Below are 14,909 nucleotides of genomic sequence, written 5' to 3'. Positions count from 1 at the left end.
GATTATTTTTTGTTCAGTTGGATTTATTCACCGCTTTTTATGGAAAGTGTTTATTTTTTATGAATTATCCGTTTCGGGTGTATCAATATAACCCAATTCTTTTTTGAGTAGTTCCTTTTCAAAATACAATGTTATAGCCCTAGAGTAATATACTTTTGGATCAACGGTTAATGCCCTTTCACCTTCAAAAATAGCTTTTATTTGTTCTAACTTTTCATTTAATAGCTTTTCTTTTTCTGCTCGTTGTTCGGTTGTTAAGATTGGAGGTGTATCAGAGTACTCCCGCATCTTTTCTTGAAAAGCCACCAATTCAGCTGAGGGAATAATTGGTGTTTCAATAACAGTAGGAGTGTCATTAATTCTTACTTTCTTACTTTGTATTTTTGGAGCTTCATCATGAACAGTTTGCATGGCTTGAAGGCGTGTGCTTCGCCTTAATTGAACTTGTGCCTTGTGTTCATCCCCTTTGATGATTTTTCTTTTTTCTCTAACGTCTAACTTGCTTTTAGTAACTATGCCTTCTTTTGCTTTTATTTGAGCCCGTAACGCTAGGATGTTTTTCTTCCTCACTTCAAAATCTTTATCTTTTAAACAAGCCAACATACTACGAATAGAAGAAGAATACGTATTTACGCCATGTTGTTTTAGTAACGCTTTGATCTTAAAGATATCCGTATCAGAAAAGTTCAGTCGCATGTCTGAGTTCACCTCAGAAGCCACTTTAGCAGAACTAGAACTTTGTAAATGTAACGGCTTATTTTTATGACCATTATTCACTGAGCAGCTAGAGCCACAATCACTAGACTCTTCTCTGATTGCATGCTGGGTATCTACAGTATGAAAATCTGTTTTCATCGGGCTATCAGGATGGCCTTCATTTAATATTTGTTCAATCTTCCAAGCGTTTTGCCCGATATAGACTTGAAAACCATCTAATTCACTTGATGATTTGAGTCGATCACTTATTCTACGTGGTACAACAAAGGTCTGAACATCATAATCAACCTTAAAACCTAAACAAGCATTGGAACTACTCATAACCCCACCGTACTTCAACAGATGCTCAATATTTTACCTCTTTTATGCAAAAACAGCTCATTAACAATAGTTCAATATAACTTATGAGTTATTACCAAAAGCTCAAAACGCACCATAATGGTGCAACACAACTATCACACTGGTGCAAAAACATTGTTTAATTTGGTGCACAAAGGTGTGTTTTTTATAGTTATCAAGCAATTGCATATATGGCATAGGTCTAGCTATAAAAAATATATCTAATGTAAGCGTGCTATAATTCAGCGCTGTAGCCACAGAGCTATTGCTACTAATAAGTCGCAACATAATATTTAAAATGAACCATCCTCTACCCTACTGGAGATAGTAAGAATGTCTGTTGAATCAGTTCTAGAACAGTTAGAAGAACTTGACGTAAAGTTTGTTGACCTTCGCTTTACCGATACCAAAGGTAAAGAACAACACGTATCAATTCCAGCACACCAAGTTGACGAAGACTTCTTCGAAGACGGCAAAATGTTCGATGGTTCATCTATCGCAGGTTGGAAAGGCATTAACGAATCTGACATGGTATTGATGCCAGACGCATCAACGTTCGTTTTAGATCCATTCACTGAAGACACAACGGCTCTTATCCGTTGTGACATTCTTGAGCCAAGCACGATGCAAGGTTACGACCGTGACCCACGCTCTATTGCTAAGCGTTCAGAAGACTATCTTCGTTCAACTGGCATTGCGGACACGGTATTAATTGGTCCTGAGCCAGAATTCTTCTTATTTGATGATGTTCGTTTTGGTAACGACATGTCAGGTAATTTCTTCAAGATTGATGACAAAGAAGCCGCTTGGAACTCTGGTAAAGAGTATGAAGATGGCAACACAGGTCACCGTCCATTCGTTAAAGGTGGTTACTTCCCAGTTGCTCCAGTGGATTCGTCACAAGATCTTCGTAGTGCAATGTGTCTTATCATGGAAGAAATGGGCTTAGTGGTTGAAGCACATCACCATGAAGTTGCAACGTGTGGCCAAAACGAGATCGCAACACGTTTCAACACGCTAACGACTAAAGCGGATGAAACTCAAATTCTTAAGTATGTGGTTCATAACACCGCACACGCTTTTGGTAAAACAGCGACCTTTATGCCTAAGCCAGTTGTTGGTGATAACGGTAGCGGTATGCACGTTCACCAATCACTTTCAAAAGATGGCGTAAACTTATTTGCGGGTGATAAATACGCTGGTCTAAGTGACATCGCACTTTACTATATTGGCGGTATCATCAAGCATGCGAAAGCATTGAACGCTTTCACGAACCCAAGCACCAACTCGTACAAGCGTTTGGTTCCACATTTTGAAGCACCAGTAATGCTGGCGTATTCTGCACGTAACCGCAGTGCTTCGATTCGTATCCCTGTAGTACCAAGCCCGAAAGGTCGTCGTATTGAGACTCGCTTCCCAGATCCTATGGCGAACCCATACTTGGCGTATTCGGCGTTATTAATGGCCGGTCTTGACGGTATTCAAAACAAGATCCACCCTGGTGATGCAATGGATCAAGATTTGTACGACCTACCAGCTGAAGTTGCAGCGGGTATTCCACAAGTTGCTACATCTTTAGAAGATGCTCTTGAGTCACTACAAAACGACCATGACTTCTTAACTGCAGGCGGTGTATTCAGCGATGATTACATTCAGTCTTATATTGACCTTAAGACGTTAGAAGCTGAGAAAGTAAGCCGAACTACTCACCCAGTTGAGTTTGAACTGTACTACAGCTTGTAATTTTTGATTTCAAACTTGGTTTGAGTTGAAGTTTTGAAGCCCTAGCGAATGCTAGGGCTTTTTATATTTTCACTACTTCAATATCTCCAAAAATATTATGTCGAGCGATTTTGATTTTCACGTGCGAAAGCTCGGGGTTAGTATTTAATAAATCTATAATCGACTGTTTGTTTGAGTCTGAGATATCAAAACCTAGAATTAAGCTATCAAAAGCATCAAACGGAATTTTCTTTAAGTATATTTCAGAGTAACTTTGAAAAAGCTTAAATTTATCTTCTGTGCCTTTTAGATTTAATTTAGGGGTTAATTCTTTTCCGTGACTTTCTTCACATAAACTTAATGGGCACACTATTCGTGCTTCTTCTTCATGTGCCCATTCCTCAGACTTAGTAAATATTAACCTTCTACTTAGATCTTCAAAATCGATACCTTTTGCAAAAAGCTTAGATACAATACCATTTGTATCACATAGATCCTGAACATAGAAATCCTCAATTGGGACGCCATTTACTCTACAACAGCCTTCAAAGTATGAGAATGAAGCTCTTTCTTCTTTTGTATATTTAACATCTGTAGGAACATATTTATTAAAAAACGGATGACTTTCTTTGAAAGATATTGCAAGTCCCTTACCTTCTGAGGCATATCGATCCCACATTAACTTGTTATTATCACTTTTACATAATGACAAAATACCTAACTGAGAACTTAATATTTCAATTATATTTTTATTTAGGCTTTCAATTATCGTTTCAAACTGTGCCTCATCAAAGGCTTCCATAGTATCGTAGCCAGTATCCTCTTTGAGTAAATGTGGAAAACTTTCTCCAACCCTCACTCCTGTTGGCATTAAAAATCTTATTAGTTCTTCTTCAGATACTTCGTAGTCTGAGTTTATCTGAAATTTGTCATACTCATCTTTTGCCCACTTTAAATCAACTGGAGAAAACTTATTAAAATAAGGATAAAATTTTGCTTCACTACCTTTGTCACTCAATAAGTTAGGTTGAGTAAACCTAAAAAAACCATTTCTTAAAAATTCACTTCTCGGTAGTTGCTCTGCATTTTTAGTATCTGAAACCAGACCATAATACTTCACTAGCACTTTATTGTTCTTCCTTTAAAGCAACATATAATCGTATAAATTACTCATAATGAGTTTTTCAATATTAGACTTTAACGAATCTTTATAAAAATAGCTAAAAATCAAAGTCGTGGGCTTTCTGCCCACACCCGAGGAAGAAGGGAGTTCTTCAGCAAACTCCCCTCTTCCATCTCCCCATGCCGCCCCACAAAGTTAAACGCAATTCCTCTTATGATAAAAAACATCTAACGCTTCGGATGGTACATCCATGTACCCCCGAATCTAGCTCAGCATCCATGCTGCGCTTACGCTATTTTTCACCAACGATGAATTGCAACTTTGCCATGGGGAAACGTTGTAGCCTGCGAGGGTATTGGTAGTATCTGAAAAAAGAGTAAACGTCATACCCGTGAAAACCAGAACTGAAATAACGACAGTTTTGTATGTCGATCATCTAGTGACTTTAAGCTTTTATGTTTAAATCAAAAAAGCCATTGGACACCTGCCTTCGCAGGTGTGACGGTATAGAAAAATAAATACTGTTTAAGGGCTGATGGATCCCCTTTGAAGCTGTGGAAAATAGGATTGAATTGAAAATGGCGTGAGCCCGACATGGACGTCGGGCTAGGCTCTGAGGTACAGGATGTACCATCAGAGCCGTTAGGCATTTATTCAATCCTATTTGGAACGCTTAGCTTCGTCGGGGCGGCACGGAGTGTTCCAAGAGAGGGTTTGCTGGAGAACCCTCTTTTGGTCGGGTTTGGGCTGACAGCCCAAGGTTTTAAAAATTTCGAAGAAATTTAAGTCCTTTAAAGCTGTATGGTGTGCAGCACCACGACTTTTAAACTTCGCAGAAGTTTCATTCCCAGCACAGCTTGATATGCCAATATCAAAAACAAAAAAGCCCCAGCAAATGCTAGGGCTCAAAATTCCACTAAAAGTAATTTAATAAATTACTTTTTCTTCTTCGCCTTAGGATTTGGCAAATCAGTAATAGAACCTTCGTAGATCTCAGCCGCTAGGCCAACAGACTCATGCAATGTTGGGTGAGCGTGGATAGTTAGAGCGATGTCTTCAGCATCACAACCCATTTCGATTGCAAGGCCGATCTCACCTAACAATTCACCACCGTTAACACCAACAATCGCACCACCAATCACACGGTGAGTGTCTTTATCGAAGATAAGCTTAGTCATGCCGTCTGCACAATCAGAGGCGATTGCACGACCACTTGCTGCCCATGGGAAAGTTGCAGATTCAAAGTTAATACCTTGCTCTTTTGCTTCTTTCTCAGTTAGACCAACCCATGCGACTTCTGGTGCAGTGTAAGCAATTGAAGGGATCACTTTAGGATCGAAGTAGTGCTTCATACCAGAAATCACTTCAGCCGCTACGTGACCTTCATGCACACCTTTGTGAGCCAACATTGGTTGACCAACGATGTCACCGATAGCGTGAATGTGCGGTACGTTAGTACGCATTTGCTTATCAACGTTGATGAAACCACGCTCATCAATCGCAACGCCTGCTTTTTCAGCGTCGATTAGCTTGCCGTTTGGTGTACGACCAATCGCAACAAGTACTGCATCATAACGTACAGGCTCAGAAGGTGCTTTTTTGCCTTCCATTGATACGTAAATGCCGTCTTCTTTCGCTTCAACTGCGGTCACTTTAGTTTGCATCATCAAGTTGAACTTCTTCTTGATTTGCTTAGTGAATACGCGAGCTACGTCTTTATCAGCCGCAGGGATAACTTGATCCAGCATTTCAACTACATCAATTTCACTGCCTAGTGCTTCGTACACAGTACCCATTTCTAGGCCAATGATGCCGCCGCCCATAACAAGCAGTTTACCTGGAACTTCTTTAAGCTCTAGTGCGTCTGTTGAATCCCAGATACGTGGATCTTCATGTGGAATGAATGGCAGTTGGATTGGCTTAGAACCCGCAGCAATGATTGCGTTATCAAAGTTAACAACGGTAGTGCCGTCTTCGCCTTGAACTTCAATCGTGTTAGGGCCTGTGAACTTACCGTAGCCGTTAACTACGTTCACTTTACGCATTTTAGACATTCCGCCTAAACCGCCAGTCAGTTGACCGATCACTTTTTCTTTGTAGCTGCGAAGCTTATCTAAGTCGATTTGTGGCTCACCGAAAACAACACCGTGGTTGCTTACTTCTTTCGCTTCCTCAATTACTTTCGCAACGTGAAGTAGTGCTTTTGAAGGGATACAACCTACGTTTAGACAAACACCACCAAGGGTGCTGAAACGTTCGATGATGATAGTTTCCAGACCTAAGTCGGCTGCACGGAATGCAGCAGAATAACCAGCAGGACCTGCACCTAATACTACGACCTGAGTTTTGATTTCTTTACTCATGTTTTCCTCTAATTTTCATTCATTCCGTTGGGAGCGTTAATATTTACTCAGTAAATACATGCGAATGGTAGGAAATTCGCTACTCCAGCCAACTGAAGATGTCCGCAAAGATGTCTTGGTTTACGTTCTACTCAATAAAAGTACAACATAAATCGTTATTCAGTTATCTAACGCTAATTTTAACGTGTGTTTGTGACTCAGCACAAACAAAAAGAGGCTGTAATTACAGCCTCTTTGTAAAACTTACAATACTAACTTACGAATATCGGACAAAATGCCCGATAATGTGACCGAGAAACGTGCCGCCATGGCACCGTCAATCACACGGTGATCGTAAGACAGTGAAAGTGGTAACATAAGCTTAGGTTCAAACTCTTTACCGTTCCACTTAGGCTTAATTTCTGACTTAGATACACCAAGAATTGCCACATCTGGATAATTCACGATTGGCGTAAATGCCGTACCACCAATGCCACCAAGGCTTGAAATGGTGAAACAACTGCCTTGCATGTCTGCCGCTTTCAGCTTGCCATCACGCGCTTTAACAGACACTTCTGTTAGTTCTTGCGACAGCTCCATAACGCCTTTCTTGTCAACGTCACGGATAACTGGAACAACAAGACCATTTGGTGTATCAACGGCGATACCAATGTGAACGTATTTCTTCTTAACCAGTGATTCACCGTCGGCACTTAGGCTTGAGTTAAATACTGGGAACTGACGCAGTGCTTTGGCTGCGGCTTTCATCATAAATACGAGTGGCGTGATCTTAACGCCCAGCTTTTGCTTCGCCATAAGCTCATTTTGTTGCTTACGGAAGGCTTCAAGCTCAGTGATATCGGCTTCATCAAACTGCGTAACGTGTGGGATAGTCACCCAGTTACGGTGCAAGTTCGGGCCAGAGATCTTCTGAATACGACTTAGTGGCACTTCTTCGACTTCACCAAATTTGCTGAAGTCGACTTTTGGTGCTGCAATCACGTTTAGGCCGCCAGCGTTTCCGCCCGTTGACGATGCTGCGGTTGCTTTAGGACGAGATAACTCGTACTTAACATAAGCTTGCACATCTTCTTTAACGATACGACCTTTACGACCACTGCCTGTCACTTGAGTTAGGTCAACACCAAACTCACGCGCTAAACGACGTACCGCAGGTGAAGCGTGTACGGTTTTACCGCTTGCCACTGGTGCTTTAGCACTTGGGTGATGCGGTACTGGTGGTTGTGATGGTTTAGCTGCAGGTGCTGGTGCAGCAACTGGTGCTGCTTTTGCTGCCGGTGCAACAGGCGCAACTGGTGCTTCGCCTACCACTTCTAACGTAATCACTAATGTGCCTTCAGAAACCTTGTCACCTTCTTTTAGCTCAACAGACTTAACCACACCTGCTTTTGGTGATGGTACATCCATGGTCGCTTTGTCAGTTTCAAGCGTAACCAGACCGGCATCTTCTGCAATGCTGTCACCAGCTTTGACTAAGATCTCGATAACTGGTACGTCAGTGTCACCACCGATGTCTGGGACTTTAATGTCAATAACTTGTGCTACTGCTGGTGCTGGTGCAGCTGGAGCTGTTTCAACAACTGGGGCTGATTCAACTGCAGGCGCTGCAGCTTCGCCACCAGACACTTCAAGCGTGATAACCAAAGTGCCTTCAGACACTTTGTCACCTTCTTTTAGCTCAACCGACTTAACCACACCCGCTTGAGGTGCTGGTACATCCATGGTCGCTTTATCTGTCTCTAGCGTAACAAGACCTGCATCTTCAGCAATGCTGTCGCCGACTTTCACTAAGATCTCGATAACAGGAACATCAGTGTCACCACCGATATCAGGGACTTTAATATCGACAACTTGTGAACCTGACGCTGCTGGTGCAGCCGCAGGAGCAACTTCAACCGCCGGTGCTGCTTCAGCTTTTGGCGCTTCAGCCGGAGCAGCGGCTGCGCCAGCTTGCTCCATCATTGCGATGAGTTTACCTTCAGATACGGTATCACCCACAGCGACTTTAAGTTCTTTTAGGACACCTGCAAATGGCGCAGGAATATCCATGGTCGCTTTATCACTTTCGACGGTCACAATTGATGCGTCTTCAGCCAGTGTTTCACCAACTGATGCACACAATTCGATGACTTGTACTTCGTCCCCACCAATATCGGGAACTAAAACTTCTTTTAACTCAGCCATTAGTTTTCCCTCTTATGCGTATTGTGGGTTCACTTTGTCCGCATCGATGCCGTATTCTTTGATGGCTTTAGTCAGCACATCAACAGGCAGTTCGTTACGGTCTACTAGGCTCTTAAGCGCAGCAACCACAATGAACTTAGCATCAACTTCAAAGTGATGACGTAGGTTGTCACGGCTATCACTGCGTCCGAAACCATCGGTTCCCAGTACTTTATAGTCCGTTGGCATGTAAGCGCGTAATTGCTCACCGTACACTTTCATGTAATCGGTTGCCGCAATCGCTGGGCTATCGCTTGAGATAACGCTACTGATGAATGGCTTCTTAGCTGGTTCAGTTGGGTGCAACATGTTCCAACGCTCAGCCGCTTGACCGTCACGAGTCAACTCGTTAAAGCTGGTTACTGAGAATACGTCTGCAGAGATACCGAAGTCTTTCGCCAGTGCTTGTGCTGCTGCACGTACTTGCTCAAGAATCGTACCACAGCCCATAAGCTGTACTTTACCTTTACCGCTGCCTTCAACCGTTTCAAGCTTGTAAATACCTTTCTTAATGCCTTCTTCGGCACCTTCTGGCATTTCAGGCTGAACGTAGTTTTCGTTCATGGTGGTTAGGTAATAGAACACGTCTTCTTGGTTGTCGCCATACATGCGCTCAACACCGTCTTGTACGATAACCGCAATCTCATAACCATACGTTGGATCATAAGTAATACAGTTAGGAATGGTGTTCGCCATTACGTGGCTATGACCGTCCTGATGCTGTAGACCTTCGCCATTCAGCGTTGTACGACCTGATGTACCACCCACTAAGAAACCACGTGCTTTCATATCACCCGCAGCCCAAGCTAAGTCACCAATACGTTGGAAACCGAACATTGAGTAGTAGATGTAGAATGGGATCATCGGCGTGTCGTTCACTGAGTAACTGGTTGCCGCAGAAACCCAAGATGACATTGCACCTAATTCGTTAATACCTTCTTGAAGCACCTGACCTGACTTATCTTCACGATAGTAAGCCACTTGGTCTTTATCTTGAGGAACGTATTTTTGGCCTTCGTGTGCATAAATGCCCACTTGACGGAACAAACCTTCCATACCAAAGGTACGTGCTTCATCCGGAATGATTGGTACGATGTTGTTACCAATCTTCTTGTCTTTAAGCAATGCCGTAAGAATACGAACAAATGCCATTGTCGACGAAATTTCACGACCGTTTGAGCCTTTAAGAATGCTGTCAAAGATTGAAAGCGCAGGCGTTTCCAGCTTCTGAGAGAACTTCTCAAGACGACGAGGCATACTGCCGTGCAGTGCGTCACGACGCTCCATCATGTATTTGATTTCTGGAGAATCTGGACCTGGGTGATAAAACGGAATCTCTTCCAATTTGTCATCCGGTACAGGAATATCAAAACGATCACGGAAGTGACGAACGGAATCCATCGCCATTTTCTTCACGTTGTGAGCGATGTTTTTACCTTCACCCGCATCACCTAGACCATAACCTTTAACGGTCTTAGCAAGAATTACCGTAGGGCGACCTTTGGTCTTCTTAGCTTTATCTAGAGCAGCATAAACTTTAACTGGATCATGACCACCACGGTTTAAGCGCCAAATGTCTTCATCAGACATATTTGCGACCATTTCAGCCGTTTCTGGGTACTTACCAAAGAAGTGTTCGCGAGTATAAGCGCCACCTTTAGCTTTACAGTTTTGGTATTCACCGTCTACGGTTTCTTCCATCAACTGCAGAAGTTTACCACTGGTATCACGCGCTAATAACGCATCCCAATAACGACCCCAAATTACTTTCGTCACTTCCCAGCCAGCGCCAGCAAATGTACCTTCAAGTTCTTGGATAATCTTACCGTTACCACGTACAGGGCCATCAAGACGCTGTAGGTTACAGTTGATGATGAAGACTAGGTTGTCTAACTCTTCACGTGCCGCAAGGCCAATTGCACCTAATGCTTCTGGCTCGTCACACTCACCGTCACCTAAGAAACAGTAAACTGTCTGCTCAGAGCAATCTTTGATGCCACGGTCAGTCAGGTATTTAAGGAATCGTGCTTGATAAATCGCTTGAATAGGACCAAGACCCATAGATACTGTCGGGAACTGCCAGTAATCACCCATTAATTTAGGGTGTGGGTATGAAGATAGACCTTTGCCATCAACTTCTTGACGGAAGTTAGCGAGCTGATCTTCCGTTAAGCGACCTTCTAGGAATGAGCGCGAGTAAATACCCGGTGCAATGTGACCTTGGAAATACACCAAGTCACCACCGTCTTTCTCGTTTGGTGCACGGAAAAAGTGGTTAAAGCACACATCATAAATGGTTGCGCTTGAAGCGAAACTTGAAATGTGGCCACCAAGCTCAAGATCTTTCATTGAACCACGAAGTACCATTGCCAATGCATTCCAACGCACTAAAGCGCGAATACGGCGTTCAATTTCTTGGTTGCCTGGCATTTGTGGCTCTTGGCCAACAGGAATAGTGTTTAGGTAAGCGGTGGTTGACTTGTATGGTAGATAAGTACCGTTACGACGTGCTTTATCAATCATCTTTTCTAAAAGATAATGAGCGCGCTCTGGGCCTTCTTCTTCCAATACGGCTTGCATAGCATCAAGCCATTCCTGAGTTTCTAACGGATCTACGTCTTGTAGCATATCTTCAGACATGACACTGTCCTTCTCTATATACAGATTTAATTTCAAGCAATAACTTAATGAATGCTTTAGTCATTACTCTTCAAACGGCGCAGGCTTCGCTGCAACCGACTGTCCTCTTCCCGCATCGATAACATGACTTCTTCAATGTAGCTCAAATGCTCATTAGAAGCCTCACGAGCTGCGTGGGGATTTCGTTCTACAATGGCCGCCAACAATGCTTGTCGGTGTTTATTTGCCATTGTTGCCGCCTCTTCACGACGGCTTAATAACACTAAGTTTTGAGCCACGTTCTGATGTAGAACCTGCTCTAAACTTAATACTAAATGTAGCATCGCAACATTGTGCGATGCTTCAGCGATTGAGCGATAAAAACGGACAATCGCCGCTGCTTTATCTTCAATTGCCTCAGCTTGTTCCACTTCAATAATACGGCGTTTTATCGTCTGCATATCTGCATCTGTGCCGCGAAGTGCTGCAAAATAGGCCATCATGCCTTCAGTAGCATGACGAAACTCCAATAAGTCATACTGACTTTCGGAGTCATTTTGCATGAGCTCTACAATGGGATCAGCCATGCTTTGCCAAAGCTGTTGTTTAACGTAGGTGCCACCTCCTTGGCGGCGCATTAGCAACCCTTTTACTTCGAGTTTCTGAATCGCTTCACGTAAGGAAGGACGAGATACATCAAACTGTGATGCTAGCTCTCGCTCTGGAGGTAACTTCTGACCGGGCTGTAAACTGCCCTCGAGGATCATCCGTTCCAACTGCTCCATAATGACGTCAGAAATTTTTGGTTGGCTAACTTTACTGTATGCCATATAGCTTTTTGGCTCCCTGTAAATTGGTCTTACCAATTTTTTTGAGTGGCGGCACTTTATCAAATTGATGTGTTAATGTCCACAAAGTTGCCTTTTCCGGACTGTGATCTCGCTCACTCGAATGTCTGAGCATAGATGATTTTTCTGGGAAAGGGGTCTGACCAATTAACATGAACGATGCTAGAAACTGTAATCTTGAGTTGCTATAGTGCTATTAACTTGATGATTTTGAAGCATCTACAATGACTCTTTTGATAAAAAATGGTTGGTTAAATAAGGCGAATAAAAAGCCATCCCCTTTTTATAATCAACGACCTAACACTGACATTTCGTTGCTTGTGATACATAACATCAGCTTACCTGCCGGCGAATTTGGTCATACTTATATTGACGACTTGTTCTTAGGAAAACTTGACTGTGATGCACATCAAACGTTCCAAGAATTAAAAGGGTTAGAGGTCTCGGCTCACTTTTTGATTAGAAGAAACGGTGAAATTACTCAGTTCGTCAATTGTAATGAGCGTGCATGGCATGCTGGTGTCTCTGAATTTAAAGGACGTTCCGGCTGTAATGACTTTTCAATTGGGATCGAACTTGAAGGTGCTGATACCTGTAAGTATGAAGATACACAGTACCAAAGCCTATTATTACTGACTAAAGCGATCATGGAGGCGTACCCTACAATCACACCTGAACGAATCACAGGGCATTGTCATATCGCACCAGTAAGAAAAACCGATCCAGGCCCTTATTTTGATTGGCAATATTACCTCAGTGCATTAAGCTAGAATCGAACAATAAAAAAGGACGACGGTGAAGTAAGATGGCACTTTTTTCATTATTAATTGCAATATTTGCAGAGCGATTAAAAGCCCTTCCAACTGATTGGCAAATTGATCAATTACTTTCTAAATATCATCAAACTTTTGTTGGTCAAAGTGCACTGTCGTCCAATACCTTCCTTGTCATTACTGTTTTCTTACCTTCATTACTTGTTGGCAGCTTATTGTGGTTTGTCGAAGGGATGTTATGGGGGCTGATAACCTTAGTCGTTTGGGTTTTCGTTGCTACAGCCTGTTTCAGTCACACCAAAATAAGACAGACCTTCAAGCATTTCATTGAATCCGCATTAAAGGGTGACGTTCAAGCTTGTTATCACCTGAGCAATGAACTGGACTGTAAAACTTGCAGTGATGCAATATCAGAAGATGATCTTGGTCATAAAGTCGGTGAGTCAATCGCTTGGATTAATTATCGCAACTATGGTGCAATAGCAATTTACCTCATAGCTTTTGGGCCTATTGGTGCCGTACTCTATAGTACTATCCGATTTTACTTTGACCTCAGTGCCAAACAAGATCGAAGTACACCGCTCGCTTCAACGCTATTATTTATAATGGACTGGGTGCCAAGCCGAATATTTTCTTTTGGTTATCTAATGAGTGGTCATTTCTCTCGAGGGTTTTCAACTTGGTTGCCGTTAGTCAGCCGTCCAACAAGTAATGCAAAGCGCATTATTTCAGAAACAGCGGTTTCATCTGAAGTACTTCCAGATAAATCAAATGCGCCGATTTGTATTCAATCTACCTTGGCGCTATTGACACTCACCAAGCGCACCTTCATTTTCTTAGTGACTTTACTTTCACTGTTCACTATTTTTGGTTGGGTCGCATAACTCTGTTTCGATTGTTAAGAGGCTGAATAAGCCTCTCAACAGATTAAAATATCCGTCATAACTGAACCCCACAGCTATTATGAAATAAGCAGTTATGGTAACCTTCGGCTCAAATTTTATACCTACCTGTACTGTAGATATCAGGAAAGTGCTTCATGTTAGAAAATGATATTCGACTTGCTGTAACCGCAGCCCTAAACGAAGACCTAGGTCTTACTCCATCCGCCACGCAAGAAGGCGCTCCAGACGTGTCACGAGCAGAGAAATTACTGCAAAGTGATATTACAGCTCAACTGATTCCAGCTGACAAACAAGTTGAAGCTGTTTTAATTACCCGTGAAGAAGGCGTCTTTTGTGGCAAAGCCTGGGCAGAGCAGGTGTTTAATCAATTGGGTGGTGAAGTTGCTTTACATTGGTTAGTGGATGATGGTGATTTAGTTATTCCAAATCAAACGATATGTGAACTATCAGGTCCAGCGAGAGCGATTCTAACGGGTGAACGTACAGCAATGAACTTCATCCAAACGCTATCAGCCGTTGCAAGTTTAACTAAAATTTATGTCGATAGAATTGGTGACACTCATACTAAACTGCTTGATACTCGTAAGACACTTCCAGGTTTACGATTAGCACAAAAGTATGCCGTTACCTGTGGCGGTGGTCATAACCACCGTATTGGTTTATTCGACGCTTTCTTAATTAAAGAAAATCACATTATGGCGTGCGGCAGTATCAAACAAGCAGTCGACACAGCTCGTGAAATGCATTCTGATAAAAAAGTTGAAGTCGAAGTTGAATCTCTCGAAGAGTTAACTCAAGCATTGGATGCACAAGCAGACATTGTTATGTTAGATAACTTCGACATTAATATGATGCTCGACGCAGTAAACCTAAATAACGAGTACAAAGCTAAGGGCGGCGAGACTAAATTAGAAGTTTCTGGGAATGTCACACTAGAAACCATCGCAGACTTTGCCAAAACTGGTATCGACTTTATCTCTGTCGGCGCACTGACCAAGCACGTAAAAGCACTTGATCTTTCATTAAGAGTTAAGCAATAACATCAAATCAAGCTGGTTCATTCACTGAACCAGCTTCTTAAGCAGCTTAAGCACTTCTTATATCGATTAACAAATACATCGGTAGTAATAGAGCTCTATTAAAAGCCCATCCAATTCACTCACCTCTTGAGAACGAAACAAACATACTCTAAAAGTGAAGCTTTGCTGTGCCCTAAGGAGATCACATAGCTATTCCCTATGATGCTCTGTAAGAGGTTTTCGATTTTGTTAATCGAC

At 42.5% G+C, this 14,909-nt stretch carries 12 protein-coding genes; 4 read left to right on the top strand and 8 right to left on the bottom strand.

Features of this window, described 5'->3' with window-relative positions:
• Positions 1-57: 57 nt before the first annotated feature.
• Positions 58-1,038 carry a hypothetical protein gene (locus tag AC1EU2_RS17910; RefSeq protein ID WP_480299646.1) on the bottom strand — a complete coding sequence of 327 codons (981 nt, stop codon included), beginning with the start codon at positions 1,036-1,038 and terminating at the stop codon, positions 58-60.
• 351 nt (positions 1,039-1,389) lie between these two features.
• On the opposite strand from AC1EU2_RS17910, the gene glnA reads away from it, so the two are divergent.
• Entirely contained in the window at positions 1,390-2,799 is a 1,410-nt protein-coding gene (glnA, locus tag AC1EU2_RS17905; protein WP_480299645.1) for a glutamate--ammonia ligase, read from the top strand.
• 61 nt (positions 2,800-2,860) lie between these two features.
• Here the strand turns inward: glnA and AC1EU2_RS17900 are convergent, their stop codons facing one another.
• From AC1EU2_RS17900 to AC1EU2_RS17870, 7 genes are all read right to left on the bottom strand, one after another.
• Entirely contained in the window at positions 2,861-3,904 is a 1,044-nt protein-coding gene (locus AC1EU2_RS17900) for a DUF2971 domain-containing protein (RefSeq protein ID WP_480299644.1), read from the bottom strand.
• Positions 3,905-4,365: 461 nt separating this feature from the next.
• Entirely contained in the window at positions 4,366-4,551 is a 186-nt protein-coding gene (locus tag AC1EU2_RS17895) for a hypothetical protein (RefSeq protein ID WP_480299643.1), read from the bottom strand.
• 285 nt (positions 4,552-4,836) lie between these two features.
• The gene (gene lpdA / locus AC1EU2_RS17890; protein WP_480299642.1) at positions 4,837-6,264 is read right to left on the bottom strand and encodes a dihydrolipoyl dehydrogenase; all 1,428 of its coding nucleotides are present in this window, start codon (positions 6,262-6,264) and stop codon (positions 4,837-4,839) included.
• A 243-nt stretch (positions 6,265-6,507) separates the two neighbouring features.
• Positions 6,508-8,448 (bottom strand): pyruvate dehydrogenase complex dihydrolipoyllysine-residue acetyltransferase, encoded by a 1,941-nt coding sequence (gene aceF / locus AC1EU2_RS17885; RefSeq protein ID WP_480299641.1) that lies wholly within the window; start codon positions 8,446-8,448, stop codon positions 6,508-6,510.
• Between the two features lie 12 nt (positions 8,449-8,460).
• Positions 8,461-11,127, bottom strand: a complete 2,667-nt coding sequence (gene aceE, locus AC1EU2_RS17880; RefSeq protein ID WP_480299640.1) for a pyruvate dehydrogenase (acetyl-transferring), homodimeric type — start codon at positions 11,125-11,127, stop codon at positions 8,461-8,463.
• A 56-nt stretch (positions 11,128-11,183) separates the two neighbouring features.
• Positions 11,184-11,936 (bottom strand): pyruvate dehydrogenase complex transcriptional repressor PdhR, encoded by a 753-nt coding sequence (gene pdhR / locus AC1EU2_RS17875; protein WP_129945233.1) that lies wholly within the window; start codon positions 11,934-11,936, stop codon positions 11,184-11,186.
• On the bottom strand, positions 11,923-12,108 hold the full coding sequence (locus AC1EU2_RS17870; RefSeq protein ID WP_480299639.1) for a hypothetical protein: 186 nt from the start codon (positions 12,106-12,108) through the stop codon (positions 11,923-11,925). The genes pdhR and AC1EU2_RS17870 overlap by 14 nt, the downstream gene beginning before the upstream one ends.
• Positions 12,109-12,178: 70 nt before the next feature.
• On the opposite strand from AC1EU2_RS17870, the gene ampD reads away from it, so the two are divergent.
• The 3 genes from ampD to nadC all read left to right on the top strand — a co-directional run bounded on the left by ampD (position 12,179) and on the right by nadC (position 14,672).
• On the top strand, positions 12,179-12,724 hold the full coding sequence (gene ampD, locus AC1EU2_RS17865; protein WP_480299638.1) for a 1,6-anhydro-N-acetylmuramyl-L-alanine amidase AmpD: 546 nt from the start codon (positions 12,179-12,181) through the stop codon (positions 12,722-12,724).
• Between the two features lie 35 nt (positions 12,725-12,759).
• A complete protein-coding gene (ampE, locus tag AC1EU2_RS17860) occupies positions 12,760-13,611 on the top strand; it encodes a beta-lactamase regulator AmpE (RefSeq protein ID WP_480299637.1) in 852 nt (283 codons plus the stop codon).
• Positions 13,612-13,766: 155 nt separating this feature from the next.
• Positions 13,767-14,672, top strand: a complete 906-nt coding sequence (nadC, locus tag AC1EU2_RS17855) for a carboxylating nicotinate-nucleotide diphosphorylase (RefSeq protein WP_480299636.1) — start codon at positions 13,767-13,769, stop codon at positions 14,670-14,672.
• Positions 14,673-14,909: the final 237 nt, after the last annotated feature.

The organism is Parashewanella sp. 2304DJ23-3 (assembly GCF_056591695.1).
This window is presented reverse-complemented; position numbering and strand designations above follow the sequence as displayed.